Below are 16207 nucleotides of genomic sequence, written 5' to 3'. Positions count from 1 at the left end.
ATCTGACACGCCGCATTCGCGAGCAAGCCCGCTCCCACACAAGCTCGCTCTCACATAATTTTATGGGGGGCTTAGGCTGGGGTGGGCAATGCGCCCATCTTGCCGTTGCAGTACACCAGGGGCGCGGCGTTCTGCTGGGGCACGATCAGGTTTTTCACCGCGCCGACCATGATCGCGTGGTCGCCACCTTCGTATTCGCGCCACAACTCGCACTCGATCACTGCAGTGGCATTCGCCAGGATCGGGTTGCCCAGCGCGCTCAGCGTCCATTCAATGCCTTGGGCCTTGTCCTTGCCTTTGCGCGCAAACGCATAGGCTTCGGTTTGCTGGCCACCGGAGAGCACGTGGATGGCGAAGCGTTTGTTCTTGATCAACACCGGGTACGAGTCGGAGCTGTAGTTGGGGCAAAACAGCACCAGGGCCGGGTCCATGGACAGCGAGCTGAACGCACTGGCGGTCAGCCCGACGATTTGCCCGTCGTCATCCAGGGTGGTGATCACCGTGACCCCGGACGGAAACGAACCCATCACTTGTTTGTAGAGCGCGGCATCGATCATGGGGCAATCCTCTTTTTATAAACTTGTAGGTCTGATGGTATACCGTAATACAAGTGACGCAACAGATTTTTCCAAGCGCCCGATGAACGTTAACCTTTGGTCTTATAGCCAATAAATACGGGGCCGAACACCGCTAATGGCGACGGGCCATGTGGCACACTACCGGATCAGACGCGTGCCAGGACTACGGATCAGTCTTGTTAAAATGTTGGAATACCATAATATGGTGTTCACTTGGGGGCGGCCACGAAGCCGCCCCGGTTTGGCGTCAAACAACTATAAGATCAGACAAACGCGAGTTCATTTCCATGCCCCAGATGTCCCGGCAAGACCCGTTGATCGAGAATCACACGGTCGATTACGTCCCCCTCGCAGAGCGCCATGGAAAGGCCCGCGACCTGTTCACCTTATGGTTCAGTACCAACATTGCGCCGTTGCCCATCGTCACGGGCGCGATGGTGGCCCAGGTGTTCCATCTCAACTTGTTGTGGGGGCTGCTGGCGATTGCGCTCGGGCATATGCTCGGCGGCATTGTGATCGCCCTCGCGTCGGCCCAGGGCCCGCGCATGGGCATCCCGCAGATGGTGCAGAGCCGTGGCCAGTTCGGCCGTTATGGCGCGCTGCTGATCGTGTTTTTCGCCGCGCTGATCTACATCGGTTTTTTCATTTCCAACATCGTGCTGGCCGGCAAATCCATCGTCGGCATCGTGCCGTCGGTGCCGGTACCGGCGAGCATCCTGATTGGCGCGCTCAGCGCCACGGCCATCGGCGTGATCGGCTACCGCTTTATCCATACCCTCAACCGCATCGGCACCTGGGTGATGGGCAGCGCATTGCTCGCCGGTTTTATCTACATCTTTGCCCATGAGCTGCCGGCTGATTTCCTCACCCGTGGCGGCTTCAACGCGGCGGGCTGGCTGGCCACGGTGTCGCTGGGAGTGATCTGGCAGATCAGCTTTTCGCCCTACACCAGCGATTATTCGCGCTACCTGCCGGCGGATATCGGCATTACGCGGCCCTTCCTCGCGACTTACCTGGGGGCCACATCAGGCACCATCCTGTCCTTCGCCTTTGGCCTGGTTGCAGCGCTGGCCACCCCCGAAGGCACCGAAGCCATGGTCGCGGTCAAGCAAGCCACAGGCTGGCTGGGACCGATCCTGATGGTGCTGTTTTTGCTCAATATCATCAGCCACAACGCGCTGAATCTGTACGGCGCGGTGCTGTCGATCATCACCTCGATCCAGACCTTCGCCAGCCAGTGGACCCCCAGCATCAAAGTGCGCGTGATGCTGTCCGGCGTGGTGCTCGCGGGTTGCTGCATGGTGGCGCTGGGTGCGTCGGCGGACTTTATCTCGCAATTCATCGGCCTGATTCTGGCGCTGTTGCTGGTGCTGGTGCCGTGGGCCTCGATCAACCTGATCGACTTCTACGTGATCAAGCGCGGGGAGTACGACATTGCCTCGATCTTTTGCGCGGACGGCGGCGTTTACGGGCGCTTCAACCTGCATGCAATCGTGGCGTACTTCATCGGCATCATCGTGCAACTGCCGTTTGCCAATACGTCGCTGTACGTGGGGCCGTGGGCCAACCTGGTCGAAGGCGCGGATTTGTCGTGGCTGGTAGGGTTGGTGGTGACGTGCCCGTTGTATTACTGCCTGGCGACACGTCAACGCACCCAGCAGGTCAGGTCGGCGCGGTTGGGCTACACCGACTGAGCCTGGCGGGTGCAGCACGATCCAGATGTGGGCTTGCTCGCGAATGCAGTCTTTCAGTCATAACACCAGTGACTGACCCACCGTATTCGCGAGCAAGCCCGCTCCCACATTTTTGATCGGGATCGGCTTCAATGTTGCTTCATACTCAGAGCACATTAACCCCACCAAACTCCTCCAACGCATCGCGCAACGCGCCCTCGAAGTACGCCTTCGAGGCGCGATCCCACAGGATGTGAAACGCCGGCGCGTCCACGCTGCCCGTGTGGATGACAATCGCATTCACCCGCGCCACTGACGTCTGCGCCACCGCGCCCGGTTTGAACGCCGAGGCGCTGAGGTCGACCCCGCAGAGCTTGGCCATCACCTGCGCAATCAGCGCTCCGCTGAGCACCACACAGGCATGGCTGTCCTGGCGCGGCAGCAGGTAGTTGGCGCGATGGTCCAGCTCCCAGCGGGCTTCTTCATCGGCGATGCGCTGCCCCTGATCCTCGGGGCTGCCCAGCACCAGGTACTCGGTCTGCGACAGGCGCGCCACCCAACTGCCGTCCACCTGCGCGGTGGCCTGGTTGGGCGCGGCGGGCAAAGCGAAGCCGCGCGCCGTGAGGTACTCGGCGCTTTGCGTGCCGCGAAAGCCGACCCGGGGCAGGTCGGTCTGGTCCACCAGGTGGCAGGGCTGCGGGGTGAATTCGTGGGCTTTCAGACTGGTCATGGCTTAACCCTCCTGGCGTTGATTGGTGGGGTCGAAAAACGGCAATGGCACGACCAGGGCCTGCACCACAATGCCGCCTTCGACGCGAATCGGTATCTGCTGCCCCGGCGTGCTCTGCCCAATGCCGGCGTAGGCCAGGCCGACAATCTGGCCCAGGCTGCTGGAGTATTCGCACGAGGTCACGTTGCCGCTGATGTCCGGGCCGTTGAGCACCAGATGGCCTTCCAGCGGTTGCACGCTGCCCTTGGGCAAGGTGAACCCCACCAGTTTGCGCTTCAGCGGCTGGGCTTCGAGAATGTCCACCGAGCGGCGTCCGACGAAAAAGGGCTTGTTGCGGCTGACCGCCCAGCCCATGTCGATCTCGGCCGGGTGGGTCATGCCGTCGGTGTCCTGGCTGATGATCACGTGGCCTTTTTCCAGGCGCAGCAGGCGCTGGGTTTCGACGCCGAACGGGCGAATGTCGAAGGCCTTGCCGGCCGCCATCAACGCGTCCCACAACGCCAGGCCGTGGCGCGCGGGGACGTGGATTTCATACCCCAACTCGCCGACGAAACCGACCCGCAGCAGGCGTGCCTTGATCCCGGCCACCGTACCCTGGCGCACGCCGAGGTAGGGGAAACCTGCGGCGCTGAGGTCGAGGTCGCTGCACAGCTGTTCCAGCACCTTGCGCGAGTCCGGCCCGGCCACGTTCACCGCACAGATCGCAGCGGTGACGTTGGCCACGTCCACGTCCAGGCGCCATTGCGCGTTCCACTTGAGCATCTGCTGATAGATACGGTCGACGCCGCTGGTGGTGGCGGTGACGTAGAAGTGATTGTCGGCCAGCCGCGCGCACACGCCGTCGTCGATGACCACCCCGTGTTCGTCTGTCATCAGCGCATAGCGCGAACGGCCCACCGGCTGCTTGAGAAACGCGAAGGTGTACATGCGGTTGAGCAATTCGGCCGCATCCGGGCCGCGCACGTCCAGGCCGCCGAGGGTCGACACGTCGATCAGCCCGACCTTGTTGCGCACGTGCAGCGCTTCGGCCTGCATGCAGGCGTCGCGGTCCTGGGCCTTGCCGTAATATGCCGGGCGTTGCCAGATGCCCGCAGGCATCATCTTCGCCCCGGCTTCTACATGGCGCTTGTGCATCGGCGTTTGCCGGTAAGGGTCGAAAGCACGCCCGGCGACGTGCGCGAGTTTCTCCGCGACAAAGGGCGGCCGCGCAGTGGTCACGCCCGTTTCACTGATATTGCGCTGGGTCGCCCAGGCCACCAGGCGTGCGGTCGGCAGCGCCGAATGGCGGCCTTGGGACGGGCCCATGCCGACGGTGGAGTAGCGCTTCACCAACTGCACATCGCGGTAGCCGATGCGGGTGGCGTTGACGATGTCCGCCACTTGCAGGTCTTCGTCAAAGTCGACGAAGTCCTTGCCCTTGGGGTGCGGGAAGATCGGCCAGTTGAAGTTGACCTGGGCTTCGCTGCGCAACGGCACTTGCGCGAGGGTCGCGTTCAAGCCGAGGGCGCGCGCGATATCGGCGGCGGCGTTGTTGGCATCCACCAGCACATTGTCCAGATGGTGTTGACCGTTGACCGAACCGGCGACGTTCAGGTTGCGCGGCAGGCCGCTGAGGCTGAACGCAGCACGCTGGTCGTCATAGGCGAGCTTGCCGCCAGCCTGGCACAGCAGCTGATAGACCGGCATGTAGCCGCCGGACATGCACAGCAGGTCGCAGTCGATCACCTGTGCGCTGTCGCTGACCTGACCCTGGCCGGTGATCTGGCGCACGTCGACGCCCCTCACATGGCGCATGCCTTTTTCATGCAAGGCTTCGAACACGGTGCTGTTGCTGATGCACGCGATCTTGCGTTGTGCCAGGGCTCCCGGCAGGGCTTTGTCGGCAGGGGCGTGGCGCAGGTCGATCACGGCGGCCACGTGCACGCCCTGGTCATGCAGGTCGAGGGCGGCGAGGTAGCCGTCATCGTTGCCGGTCAGCACCACTGCGCGTTTGCCCGGCTTGACCGCGTAGAGCTTCATCAGGCGTTGTGCGGCGCTGGTCAGCATCACGCCTGGCAAATCGTTATTGCGGAAAATCACCGGCTGGTCGAATGAACCGCTGCACACCAGGCACTGCTGCGCGCGCACTTTGTACAAGCGTTTGCCCTGGATCACCGGCAGGTAATTATCGGCAAACCAGGCGTTGCAGGTAGCGTCGGTGAGCACCTGGATATTCGCGTGTTGCTGCACTGCGCCGAGCAGTTCGTGGCGCAGGCTGTCGGCGCGGGTGCCGGCGATATCGAAGCGCGCGTAAGTCAGCGAGCCACCGAGGATGGGCTGTTGCTCGATCAGCAATACCTTGGCCCCGGCATTCGCGGCGGTCAGGGCCGCCTGCAAACCGGCAGGCCCGGCGCCGATCACCGCCAGGTCGGTAAACAGGTAGGCCTTGTCGTAATACTCGGGCTGGAATGTCAGGTCGAGTACACCCAGGCCGGCCTTTTTGCGAATGATCGGCTCCCAGACTTTCCACATGCCCTTGGGCTTGTAGAACGAGCGGTAGTAGAAACCCACCGGCATGAACTTGGAGAATTTGCCGAGGTAGGCGTCCTTGTCGTGGTCCAGCGAGCCGTTGACGTTCTGCGCGCTCACCGCCAAGCCGTGGGTCAGCGCGTGAACATCGGCCAGCACATTGGGTTCGCGGGGCAGTTGCACCAGGCTATTGGCGTCCTGGCCGGCCATGCTCAGCGGGCCGCGCGGGCGGTGGTATTTGAACGAACGGGACATCAAAAAGCGCCCGTTGGCGAGCAACGCACTGGCGATGCTGTCGCCCTGCAAGCCTTGGTAGGCGTGGCCATCAAAGCTGAAATCGAGGGCTTGGTCGCGTTGGATCAGCAAGCCCATGGGGGCGGGAAGGCGGTTCATCCGGCGATCTCCTTGGCGGTGTTGAAGTCGACGCGGGTGCTGAACAATTCCTTGGGGTCGAAGGTGCGCTGGATTTCATCGGTGACGGTATGGCGTTCGGCGAGGAACCAATAGCTGGACGGCGTGTGCATCCACCATTCGCGCACCACGCCGGCGAGGTTGTCGGTGTTGAACACGTAGTCGGCCCATTCGGTGTCGCTGCAGTTGACCGGGTCGGGCATGGGCTTGAACTCGCCGCCGTAGGTGAACTCGCTGATATTGCGCGGCCCGTTGAGCGGGCACATCATGATTTTCATAGTCCGCTCTCCATCAGTGACTGGCCGCCGTGGCGCCCATTTCATTGACTTGCTGGAAGGTCGAGAAACGTTCGAGGCCGAACGGCTTGATCAGCGCCGGCACCTTGCCGCCGCTGGCGACCAGCTCGGCCATGGTCTTGCCGCAAATCGGCGTGGCCTTGAAACCCCAGGTGCCCCAGCCGGCGTCGAGGTAGTAATTGTTCACCGGCGACAGGCCCATGATCGGGCTGTAGTCCGGCGTCATGTCGGTGATCCCGGCCCACTGGCGCATCAACTTGGCGTTGGCCAGGAACGGGAACATTTCGATGGCGTGGGCCAGCAGGCTTTCCTTCAAGTCCAGGGTCGAGCGCGTGTTGAACAGCGGGTAGGGGTCGGAGCCACCACCGAACACCACTTCGCCACGGCTGGTTTGCTGCACGTAGCAGTGCAGGGCCGACGAGCTCACCAGCGGGTCGAGGAACGGCTTGAACGGCTGGGTGACCATGGCTTGCAGCGGGAACGTCTGGATCGGCGAACGGATGCCGGCCTTGGCCATCAGCAACGAGCTGTGCCCGGCAATCGCCTGCACCGCACAACCACACTTAATCGTGCCGCGATTGGTTTTGACGGCGGTGATGGTGCCGTTCTCAATGACCAGGTCCTGCACTTCGGTGAGCTGGTGGATTTCCACGCCGCGCTTGGCCGCCTGCTTGGCGTAACCCCAGGCCACGGCGTCATGGCGCGCGGTGGCGCCGTCGATATGCCAGAGCCCGGCGATCACCGGCAAGTGGCCGGGGTCGAGGTTGAGGCTGGGCACCAGCTCGCGGATCTGCTGGCGGTCGATCATCTCGGTACGCCCGCCGAAGTGCTTGTTGACCTCGGCGCGCTGGCGAAACGAACGCACCGTGGCGTCGGTGTGCGCCAGGGTCAGTTGGCCGCGTTCGGAGTACATGATGTTGAAGTCGAATTCGTTGGACAGCGACTGGAACATCTTCACTGACTCGGCGTAAAACTTGACGCCCTCGCTGGTCAGGTAATTGGAGCGGATTACTGCGGTGTTGCGCGCGGTATTGCCGCCGCCCAGGTAGCCCTTTTCCAGCACCGCAATGTTGCTGATGCCGTGGTACTTGGCCAGGTAATAGGCGGTCGCCAGGCCGTGGCCGCCGGCGCCGATGATCACCACGTCGTAGCTCGCCTTGAGCGCTTTGGGCGGCGGCAGATCCACCTCCACCGGGTATTCCGAACTCAGCCCGTATTTCAGTAGATTGAATGGCATACGGCCTCCGATTGGCTGCGTAGGGCATGGTGTTGCGCAAGGGCTGCGGTCACGGTGTTTTTCATCAGGAACGCGATGGTCATCGGCCCGACACCGCCGGGCACCGGGGTGATGGCGGCGACATGGGGCAGGGCGCTGTCGAAGTCGACATCCCCCACCAGGCGGCTGCGGCCATCGTCGTCGATGCGGTTGATGCCGACGTCGATCACCACTGCGCCGGGCTTCAACCAGCTCGCGTCGATCAGGCGTGCGCGGCCGACGGCGGCGATCACGATATCGGCCTGGCGGCACAGGGCCTGGGCGTTGTGGCTGCGTGAGTGCAATACGGTCACCGAGCAATCGGCCTTGAGCAGCAGGGCGGCCATGGGTTTGCCGACGATGTTCGAGCGGCCGATCACCACCGCGTGTTTGCCGCGCAGGTCGCCGCAGGTTTGCTCCAGCAGGTACAGGCAGCCGCTGGGCGTGCAGGGTGTGAGCACCGGGCGGCCCTGGCTGAGGCCGCCGACGTTCTGGCTGTGAAAGCCGTCCACGTCCTTGTCCGGCGCGATGGCCTCCAGGGCGCGCAGTTCGTCCATCTGTGGCGGCAGTGGCAATTGCAGGAGGATGCCGTTAACCGCCGGGTCGGCGTTCAACTGGCCGATCAGGATCAACAGTTGTTCGGTGCTGGTGTCGCTGGGCAACCGATGTTCCAGGGAGTGAATCCCCACCTCATCGGCGCGCAGGATCTTGTTGCGCACGTAGACCTGGCTGGCCGGGTCGGCGCCGACCAGGATCACCGCCAGGGCCGGTTGAATAGCCTGTTCACGCAGACGCGTCACGTCCTCGCGGACTTGCAGCAGCACCTGCGCGGCAGCGGCTTTGCCGTCGATCCATTTATGCGCATTCACCGGAACACCACCGTGCGGTCCTGGTTAAGGAAAACCCGGTGTTCCAAGTGGTATTTGACCGCCTTGGACAGGGCTACGGTTTCGGTGTCACGGCCGATGGCGACCAGGTCGTCGGGCTTGTAGACGTGGTCCACGCGCTGCACTTCCTGCTCGATGATCGGCCCCTCGTCGAGGTCGCTGGTGACGTAGTGCGCAGTGGCGCCGATCAGCTTGACCCCGCGTTGGTAGGCCTGGTGGTAGGGCTTGGCGCCTTTGAAACCGGGCAGGAACGAATGGTGAATATTGATCGCCCGTCCCGACAGTTGCCGACACAGGTCATCGGAGAGGATCTGCATGTAGCGCGCCAGCACCACCAGCTCGGTGCGGGTGTCGTCGACGATCTTCATCAGCTCGGCTTCCTGCGCGGCTTTGTTGTCCTTGCTCACCGGCAGGTAGATAAAGCGAATGCCCTCGCGCTCGGCCATGGGCCGCAGGTCGAGGTGGTTGGAGACGATGGCGGTGATGGTCATGTCCATCTCGCCTTTGTGGTAGCGGTAGAGCAGGTCGGTGAGGCAGTGGTCGAACTTGCTGACCATCAGCATCACGCGCATGGGTTCGCGGGTGTTGTGCAGTTCCCACTGCATGTCGAAAGCTTGGGCGACGTCGGCGAAACCGTCCTTGATCTGTTGCAAATTGCCTTCGTGGCCGTCGTTGAAGCGGAACACGGCGCGCATGAAGAAGCGGCCGCTGAAGTCGTCATCGAATTGCGCCATCTCCCCGATGTAGCAGGCGTTGTCTGCCAGGTAGGTGGTCACGGCTGCCACGATGCCGGACACCGCGGGGCAGGTGACCTTGATGATGAAGTGGTTTTTTTCGTGTTGCATGACACGTCCTCGGGGATGATGGCGGCAGCTCATCGCATAGCGAAAAAATGTCTGAGGACAGCTGGCTCGTTCCGTGAGCGCGTTTTCTTGTTGGGAATAAAATATTCCTGTGGGTGCTTTATAGGGGAATGGGGGCGGGGCGTCTAGTGGGTTTGGGAAAGTTTTTTAACTGGGGGGAATTTTTTTGCCTGGGCTACCACGGATTCAAGCCTGCGTCAGGCCAGCGTGTCTGGTGTACGCGTTTAAAACTGTGGGAGGGGGCTTGCCCCCGATCAGGTTGGGTCAGTTGATGCATCGGGTGACTGACACGCCTTCATCGGGGGCAAGCCCCCTCCCACCGATCACTCCTTATCCCCCCCATAATTCATAATCGACAGCAGCCGAATCGGCACCTGCACCAATTGCTCCGGCCCGTGGGGAATCTCCCCCTCAAACGTCAAGCTGTCCCCAGCCTCCATCCGATACAACTGGTTCCCATGCCGGTAAATCAACTCCCCCTCCAGCAAATGCAAAAACTCCGTCCCCGGATGGGCAAAGGTCGGAAACTCCTCGCTGGCATCGTCCATGCTCACCATGTACGCCTCGAAGCTCTTCTTCGGCCCGCGCGTATGGTTGAGCAGGTGATAGGTATGCCCCTTCTCGGTCCCCCGGCGCACCACTTCCATCCCTTGGTCAGCCTTGACCAGCAAGGCGCTGCCGTCCTGCTGGTCATATTCACTGAACAACTTCGAGAGCGGCAGCCCCAGCACGTCACACAAACGGCTCAGCGTATCGAGGCTGGTGGACACCTGGGCGTTTTCGATCTTGCTCAACATGCCCTGGCTGATATCGGCAATCTTTGCCACGTCGGACAGCTTCAGGTCCTGGGCCTGGCGCTGGCGTTTGATCTGCAGCCCCAGGTATTGCTCGAGCTTGAGGCGCGGGGCGGTTTCGGTGGACATGATCATCGGCTCCTGCACGGTTTCCGTTCAGTAATATTATTTTCGCACTGGGAAAGTGCAAGGTCTGGCTCTTGAAGGCCACCCCACGTCGAGTATTCCTGCGGGGAAAAGAATTTTCCCATATATACAGCACAAAAGCGCCTCCAACGGCATCGCTCGCGAATCTGGCAAGGCTATTGCATTCCTATTGGGAAACTAACTTTCTTTTTAGGAATAAAAAGACAGCCTAGGCCCACCCACACGGTTTTGCCTTTCGCGAGGAGTGACACGCAATGTTGCCAGCAGAAACCCAGCGCATCATCGACAAGCACGGAATCAAATACGTGCTTGCGCAGTTTGTGGATATACACGGTGCGGCCAAGACCAAATCGGTACCGATCTGTGGGCTCAAGACGGTCGCCGAAGAGGGCGCGGGGTTTGCCGGATTTGCCATCAGCGGCATGGGCATGGAGCCTCACGGGCCGGACTTTATGGCGCGTGGCGATCTGTCGACATTGACCCCGGTGCCCTGGCAGCCGGGTTACGGGCGCGTGGTGTGCGTCGGCCATGTCGACGGCAAGCCCCATCCCTACGACAGCCGCTACGTATTGCAGCAACAGGTGCAGCGCCTGCAAGACAAAGGCTGGACGCTGAACACCGGCCTCGAACCCGAATTCAACCTGATGCGCCGCGACGAAAAGGGCACGCTGCAACTGGTCGACCCCAGCGACAACCTCGACAAGCCTTGCTACGACTACAAAGGCCTGTCGCGTTCGCGGGTGTTCCTGGAACGCCTGACCGAAGCCTTGCAGGCGGTGGATTTCGAGGTCTATCAAATCGACCATGAAGACGCCAACGGCCAGTTCGAGATCAACTACACCTACAGCGATGCCCTGACCTCGGCCGACCGTTTCACCTTTTTTCGCATGGCGGCCGGCGAGATCGCCAATGACCTGGGAATGATCTGTTCCTTCATGCCCAAGCCCGACCCGAAACGCGCCGGCAATGGCATGCACTTTCACCTCTCGATCAGCAGCGCCGAGAACAAAAACCTGTTCCATGACGCCAGTGACCCGAGCGGCATGGGCCTGTCGAAACTGGCTTATCACTTCGCAGCCGGCCTGCTCGCCCATGGCCCCGCGCTGTGTGCGTTTGCCGCACCGACGGTCAACTCCTACAAGCGCCTGGTGGTGGGCAACTCGTTGTCGGGTGCCACCTGGGCCCCGGCCTTTATCGCGTTTGGCGCCAACAACCGCTCGGCCATGGTGCGCGTGCCTTACGGGCGCCTGGAATTTCGTCTGCCGGATGCCGGCTGCAACCCGTACCTGGTCAGCGCCGCGATCATCGCCGCCGGCCTGGACGGCATCGACCGCCAGCTGGAAATCGACCACGTCTGCAACGAAAACCTCTACAGCCTGAGCCTCGAGCAGATCGCCGAGCGCGGCATCAAGACCCTGCCGCAGTCGCTCAAGGAAGCCTGCGACGCGCTGGAAGCCGACGCGTTGTTCGCCGAGGTGCTCGGCCCGCAGATCGTCGGCGAGTTCATCAAGCTCAAGCGCATGGAATGGGTGGAATACAGCCGCCATGTGAGCGACTGGGAAATCCAGCGCTATACCGAATTTTTCTGACACCGTGTGACGGAGACTGGATATGTGTGGAATCGTAGGCCTGTACCTGAAAAACCCTCGGCTTGAGCCGCAACTCGGCAAGCTGTTTGAACCCATGCTGCAGGCCATGACCGACCGTGGCCCGGACAGCGCGGGCTTTGCCATCTATGGTGATGAAGTCGCCGACGGCTGGGTCAAGCTGACCCTGCAAGCCACCACCGAAGCCTTCGACTGGAAAGCCTTGATGGGCGAACTGGAAGGGCGCCTGGGCTGCTCGCTGGACTGGTTTCAGAACGCCAGCGCCGCCGTGTTGAAGATCCACGCCGACGAGGCGCCAGTGCGCCTGGCCCTGGCCGAATTGGCGCCGAGCGTGCGCATCATGAGCGCCGGGCAGAGCATCGAGATCCTCAAGGGAATGGGCTTGCCCGAGGAGATTTCCCAGCGCTTCGGCCTGGCGAGCATGCAGGGCAGCCACATCATCGGCCACACCCGCATGGCCACCGAAAGCGCGGTGACCATGGAAGGCAGCCACCCGTTTTCCACCGGCGCCGACCTGTGCCTGGTGCACAACGGCTCGCTGTCCAACCACTTCCGCCTGCGCCAGGAGCTCAAGCGCGAAGGCATCCATTTTGAAACCGACAACGACACCGAAGTCGCCGCCGGCTACCTGACCTGGCGCCTGCAACAGGGCGACTCGCTCAAGCAAGCCCTCGACCATTCCCTGGAGGATCTCGACGGTTTCTTCACCTTCGCCATCGGCACGCGCAACGGCTTTGCGGTGATCCGCGACCCGATCGCGTGCAAGCCGGCGATCCTCGCCGAGACCGACGACTACGTCGCCATGGCCTCCGAGTACCAGGCGCTGTCGAGCCTGCCGGGCATCGAAAACGCACGTATCTGGGAGCCGGCACCGGCCACGTTGTACATCTGGGAACGCGAGACAGCAGCTTAAGGAGCGCACACATGAAAACCATCGACCTTTCCACCGCCACCGTGCGTGACCTTAACCAGGCGCTGCACGCCCAAGTCGTCGACAGCGAGTGGCGCGTCACCCATTCCAACGGCAAGCACAACCTCGCGGTGGGCGTGAACCAGCCGGTGTCCATCGATATCGAGGGCCACGCCGGCTACTACTGCGCTGGGATGAACCAACAGGCTTCGATCACCGTGCACGGCAATGTCGGCGTGGGCTGCGCCGAGAACATGATGTCCGGCTCGGTGCGCGTCAAAGGCAGCGCGTCCCAGGCGGCCGGGGCCACGGCCCATGGTGGCTTGCTGGTGATTGAAGGCGACGCGGGCGCGCGCTGCGGTATCTCCATGAAGGGCATCGACATCGTCGTGGGCGGCAGCATCGGCCACATGAGCTGCTTCATGGGCCAGGCCGGGCGCCTGGTGGTGTGCGGCGATGCTGGCGATGCGCTGGGCGATTCGCTGTACGAAACCCACATCTACGTCAAAGGCACGGTCGAGTCACTGGGCTCGGACTGCATCGAAAAAGAGATGCGCAGCGAACACCTGCAAGAACTCCAGGAGCTGCTCGACCGCGCCGGGTTTGTGCATCAGGCGGCGGACTTCAAGCGCTACGGTTCGGCGCGCCAGCTCTATAACTTCAAAGTCGACAACGCCTCCGCGTACTGATCAGGAGCTCCACCATGACTGAACAAACCCCTCCGGTCCTGCGCGAGTCGGCCACCTTCGACCGCCTGACCATCCAGGAAATCCAGCGTGCCGCCGAAACCGGTATCTACGATATTCGCGGTGGCGGCACCAAGCGCAAGCTGCCGCATTTCGATGACTTGCTGCTGCTCGGCGCCAGCGTGTCGCGCTACCCGCTGGAAGGCTATCGCGAGAAATGCGGCACCGACGTGATCCTCGGCAACCGCTTCGCCAAGAAGCCGATCCACTTGAAGATCCCGGTGACCATCGCCGGCATGAGTTTCGGTGCGTTGTCGGCCAACGCCAAGGAGGCCCTCGGCCGTGGCGCGACCATCGCGGGCACCAGCACCACCACCGGTGACGGCGGCATGACCCCGGAAGAGCGCGGCCAGTCCCAGCACCTGGTGTATCAGTACTTGCCGTCGCGCTACGGCATGAACCCGGATGATTTGCGCAAGGCCGACGCCATCGAGATCGTCCTCGGCCAGGGTGCCAAGCCTGGCGGTGGCGGCATGTTGCTCGGCATGAAAGTCACCGAGCGCGTGGCCGGCATGCGTACCTTGCCGATTGGCGTGGACCAGCGCAGCGCCTGCCGCCACCCGGACTGGACCGGCCCGGATGACTTGGCGATCAAGATTGCCGAGCTGCGCGAAATCACCGATTGGGAAAAACCGATCTACGTGAAAATCGGCGCCAGCCGTCCATATTACGACGTGAAGCTGGCGGTCAAGGCGGGTGCCGATGTGATCGTGCTCGACGGCATGCAGGGCGGCACGGCGGCTACCCAGGAAGTGTTTATCGAACACGTCGGCATCCCAATTCTGTCGGCCATCCCGCAAGCGGTACAGGCTTTGCAGGAGATGGGCATGCACCGCAAGGTCCAGTTGATCGTGTCGGGCGGGATTCGCAACGGTGCGGATGTGGCCAAGGCCATGGCGATGGGCGCGGACGCGGTCGCCATCGGCACGGCGGCGCTGATTGCCCTGGGCGATAACCACCCACGGCTGGACGCGGAACTGAAAAAAATCGGCTCGGCCGCCGGCTTCTACGACGACTGGCAGAACGGCCGCGACCCGGCCGGGATCACCACCCAGGACCCGGAGCTGTCCAAGCGCCTCGACCCGGTGGAAGGCGGGCGCCGTTTGGCCAACTACCTGCGGGTGATGGTGCTGGAGGCGCAGACCATGGCGCGTGCCTGCGGCAAGTCGCACCTGCACAACCTCGACCCCGAGGACCTGGTGGCGCTGACGGTGGAATCGGCCGCCATGGCCCGTGTGCCGTTGGCGGGCACCCGCTGGATTCCCGGTTCCGGCTACTGAAACACCCCCCCCTGCAGCAGCCGGCTTGCCGGCTCCTGCAGGGTTCTGCGCCTATCAACGCTTTTAAGAGACCTCAACGGTCCGTTGCTGTGCCACTTGCTCACTGCCAGACACTTCCCATTTCTTTCGCAGGAGCTTTGATATGGTCAATCGTCTTCTCGGCAAATCCCGCTTCGGGTTACTCGCAGCCAGTGCCTTCGCGCCCTTGGCGCAGGCCGCCGATGCACCCACTTTGAACACCGGCAGCACCGCCTGGATGATCACCGCCGCGGTGCTGGTGCTGTTCATGTGCTTGCCGGGCCTCGCCTTGTTCTACGGCGGTCTGGTGCGCGCGAAAAACATGCTCTCGCTGTTCACCCAGTGCTTTGGCGTCGCCGGCCTGGTGGGCGTGCTGTGGGTGATTTACGGCTACAGCATGGTGGTCGACACCACCGGCATGGTCGAGGGGCAGGTGACGTTCAACAGCTTCGTCGGCGGTTTGAGCCGCGCCTTCCTGGCGGGCATGACCCCCGAGAGTCTGGTGGGGGATATTCCGGAAGGGGTGTTCGTGACCTTTCAGATGACCTTCGCGATCATCACCCCGGCGCTGATCGCCGGGGCCTTTGCCGAGCGCATGAAGTTCTCGGCGGCGCTTTTGTTCATGGCCCTGTGGTTCACCCTGGTGTATGCCCCGGTGGCGCATATGGTCTGGGGCGGTTCGGGGGCATTGATGCATAACTGGGGCGTGCTCGATTTTGCCGGCGGCACCGCCGTGCACATCAACGCCGGTGTGGCCGCGCTCGCCGCGTGCCTGATCCTCGGCAAGCGCAAGGGCTACCAGAACACGCCGATGCCCGCACACAACCTGAGCCTGACCATGGTCGGCGCGGCGATGCTCTGGGTCGGCTGGTTCGGTTTCAATATCGGCTCCGGGGGCGGGCTCAGCGGCCTGTCCGGGATTGTCATGCTCAATACCCAACTGGGCGCGTGCGCCGGGATTCTCGGCTGGATGTTCACCGAATGGTTCAAGGTCGGCAAGCCGAGCGCCCTGGGCCTGGCCAGCGGTGCACTGGCCGGTTTGGTCGGCATTACCCCGGCGTGCGCTTATGTGGGCGTCGGCGGCGCCTTGGCCATCGGCTTGCTGTGCGGGGTGTTCTGCTATTTGAGCGTGACCGTGCTGAAGCGCCGCTTCGGCTACGACGACAGCCTCGACGTGTTCGGCTTGCACGGCATCGGCGGCATGATCGGCGCGGTGTTGACCGGCGTGTTCTGCGTACCGTCGATGGGCGGCCTGGTAGAAGGCGTGAGCATGGGCGCCCAGGTGGTGGCACAGATCAAGGGTGTGCTGCTGACCACGGTGTATTGCTTTGTGGTCAGCTGGGTCATTCTCAAGGTGGTGAATGCCCTGGTTGGTCTGCGGGCCCATGAATCGGTGGAAGAGATGGGGTTGGACCTCGCCGAGCATAATGAGCGGGCCTACAACCACTGATCATCCGATTGCATGAATGCAGGTCAATAATGTGGGAGCGGGCTTGCTCGCGAA

General features: G+C 62.5%; 14 protein-coding genes. 6 read left to right on the top strand and 8 right to left on the bottom strand.

Features of this window, described 5'->3' with window-relative positions; all coding sequences use genetic code 11:
* Window positions 1-71: 71 nt before the first annotated feature.
* Window positions 72-557 carry a flavin reductase family protein gene (locus tag WBR57_RS00730; RefSeq protein ID WP_424081214.1) on the bottom strand — a complete coding sequence of 162 codons (486 nt, stop codon included), beginning with the start codon at window positions 555-557 and terminating at the stop codon, window positions 72-74.
* 308 nt (window positions 558-865) lie between these two features.
* Here WBR57_RS00730 and WBR57_RS00725 point away from each other — a divergent pair, with 308 nt between their 5' ends.
* A complete protein-coding gene (locus WBR57_RS00725) occupies window positions 866-2272 on the top strand; it encodes a purine-cytosine permease family protein (protein ID WP_424081212.1) in 1407 nt (468 codons plus the stop codon).
* A gap of 145 nt (window positions 2273-2417) precedes the next feature.
* Here the strand turns inward: WBR57_RS00725 and WBR57_RS00720 are convergent, their stop codons facing one another.
* From WBR57_RS00720 to WBR57_RS00690, 7 genes are all read right to left on the bottom strand, one after another.
* Complete coding sequence (locus WBR57_RS00720; RefSeq protein ID WP_424081210.1) at window positions 2418-2981, bottom strand: sarcosine oxidase subunit gamma; 564 nt, start codon at window positions 2979-2981, stop codon at window positions 2418-2420.
* A 3-nt stretch (window positions 2982-2984) separates the two neighbouring features.
* Window positions 2985-5882, bottom strand: coding sequence for a 2Fe-2S iron-sulfur cluster-binding protein (locus tag WBR57_RS00715; protein ID WP_424081208.1), 2898 nt, complete (start codon window positions 5880-5882; stop codon window positions 2985-2987).
* Window positions 5879-6178 (bottom strand): sarcosine oxidase subunit delta, encoded by a 300-nt coding sequence (locus WBR57_RS00710; protein ID WP_424081206.1) that lies wholly within the window; start codon window positions 6176-6178, stop codon window positions 5879-5881. The genes WBR57_RS00715 and WBR57_RS00710 overlap by 4 nt, the downstream gene beginning before the upstream one ends.
* A gap of 13 nt (window positions 6179-6191) precedes the next feature.
* Window positions 6192-7433: an FAD-dependent oxidoreductase gene (locus tag WBR57_RS00705; protein WP_424081204.1), complete on the bottom strand. Its 1242-nt coding sequence runs from the start codon at window positions 7431-7433 to the stop codon at window positions 6192-6194.
* Entirely contained in the window at window positions 7415-8320 is a 906-nt protein-coding gene (folD, locus tag WBR57_RS00700) for a bifunctional methylenetetrahydrofolate dehydrogenase/methenyltetrahydrofolate cyclohydrolase FolD (protein WP_424081202.1), read from the bottom strand. Before folD ends, WBR57_RS00705 begins: the two co-directional genes overlap by 19 nt.
* Window positions 8317-9183, bottom strand: coding sequence for a formyltetrahydrofolate deformylase (purU, locus tag WBR57_RS00695; RefSeq protein ID WP_424081200.1), 867 nt, complete (start codon window positions 9181-9183; stop codon window positions 8317-8319). The genes folD and purU overlap by 4 nt, the downstream gene beginning before the upstream one ends.
* A 341-nt stretch (window positions 9184-9524) precedes the next feature.
* Window positions 9525-10124 (bottom strand): helix-turn-helix domain-containing protein, encoded by a 600-nt coding sequence (locus WBR57_RS00690; RefSeq protein WP_330216534.1) that lies wholly within the window; start codon window positions 10122-10124, stop codon window positions 9525-9527.
* A gap of 272 nt (window positions 10125-10396) precedes the next feature.
* On the opposite strand from WBR57_RS00690, the gene glnT reads away from it, so the two are divergent.
* The 5 genes from glnT (at window position 10397) to WBR57_RS00665 (ending at window position 16153) form a co-directional block, all read left to right on the top strand.
* Entirely contained in the window at window positions 10397-11731 is a 1335-nt protein-coding gene (glnT, locus tag WBR57_RS00685) for a type III glutamate--ammonia ligase (protein WP_424081197.1), read from the top strand.
* Window positions 11732-11753: 22 nt separating this feature from the next.
* Window positions 11754-12662: a class II glutamine amidotransferase gene (locus tag WBR57_RS00680; RefSeq protein ID WP_424081195.1), complete on the top strand. Its 909-nt coding sequence runs from the start codon at window positions 11754-11756 to the stop codon at window positions 12660-12662.
* Between the two features lie 11 nt (window positions 12663-12673).
* Window positions 12674-13348: a protein glxC gene (locus WBR57_RS00675; RefSeq protein ID WP_424081193.1), complete on the top strand. Its 675-nt coding sequence runs from the start codon at window positions 12674-12676 to the stop codon at window positions 13346-13348.
* Between the two features lie 14 nt (window positions 13349-13362).
* Complete coding sequence (locus WBR57_RS00670) at window positions 13363-14685, top strand: FMN-binding glutamate synthase family protein (RefSeq protein WP_424081191.1); 1323 nt, start codon at window positions 13363-13365, stop codon at window positions 14683-14685.
* Window positions 14686-14827: 142 nt separating this feature from the next.
* Entirely contained in the window at window positions 14828-16153 is a 1326-nt protein-coding gene (locus tag WBR57_RS00665; RefSeq protein ID WP_424081189.1) for an ammonium transporter, read from the top strand.
* Window positions 16154-16207 lie beyond the last annotated feature (54 nt).

The sequence above is a fragment of the Pseudomonas sp. genome, assembly GCF_049590575.1.
Lineage (GTDB): Bacteria > Pseudomonadota > Gammaproteobacteria > Pseudomonadales > Pseudomonadaceae > Aquipseudomonas.
The sequence above is the reverse complement of the archived record's forward strand: the minus strand, read 5'-3'. Positions and strand labels throughout refer to the sequence as shown.

What these genes read in the sequence shown, in the direction of transcription:
- WBR57_RS00730 (WP_424081214.1), bottom strand. Translation starts at nt 557, where the DNA reads ATGATCGATGCCGCGCTCTACAAACAAGTGATGGGTTCGTTTCCGTCC.
- WBR57_RS00725 (WP_424081212.1), top strand. Translation starts at nt 866, where the DNA reads ATGCCCCAGATGTCCCGGCAAGACCCGTTGATCGAGAATCACACGGTC.
- WBR57_RS00720 (WP_424081210.1), bottom strand. Translation starts at nt 2,981, where the DNA reads ATGACCAGTCTGAAAGCCCACGAATTCACCCCGCAGCCCTGCCACCTG.
- WBR57_RS00715 (WP_424081208.1), bottom strand. Translation starts at nt 5,882, where the DNA reads ATGAACCGCCTTCCCGCCCCCATGGGCTTGCTGATCCAACGCGACCAA.
- WBR57_RS00710 (WP_424081206.1), bottom strand. Translation starts at nt 6,178, where the DNA reads ATGAAAATCATGATGTGCCCGCTCAACGGGCCGCGCAATATCAGCGAG.
- WBR57_RS00705 (WP_424081204.1), bottom strand. Translation starts at nt 7,433, where the DNA reads ATGCCATTCAATCTACTGAAATACGGGCTGAGTTCGGAATACCCGGTG.
- purU (WP_424081200.1), bottom strand. Translation starts at nt 9,183, where the DNA reads ATGCAACACGAAAAAAACCACTTCATCATCAAGGTCACCTGCCCCGCG.
- WBR57_RS00690 (WP_330216534.1), bottom strand. Translation starts at nt 10,124, where the DNA reads ATGTCCACCGAAACCGCCCCGCGCCTCAAGCTCGAGCAATACCTGGGG.
- glnT (WP_424081197.1), top strand. Translation starts at nt 10,397, where the DNA reads ATGTTGCCAGCAGAAACCCAGCGCATCATCGACAAGCACGGAATCAAA.
- WBR57_RS00680 (WP_424081195.1), top strand. Translation starts at nt 11,754, where the DNA reads ATGTGTGGAATCGTAGGCCTGTACCTGAAAAACCCTCGGCTTGAGCCG.
- WBR57_RS00675 (WP_424081193.1), top strand. Translation starts at nt 12,674, where the DNA reads ATGAAAACCATCGACCTTTCCACCGCCACCGTGCGTGACCTTAACCAG.
- WBR57_RS00670 (WP_424081191.1), top strand. Translation starts at nt 13,363, where the DNA reads ATGACTGAACAAACCCCTCCGGTCCTGCGCGAGTCGGCCACCTTCGAC.
- WBR57_RS00665 (WP_424081189.1), top strand. Translation starts at nt 14,828, where the DNA reads ATGGTCAATCGTCTTCTCGGCAAATCCCGCTTCGGGTTACTCGCAGCC.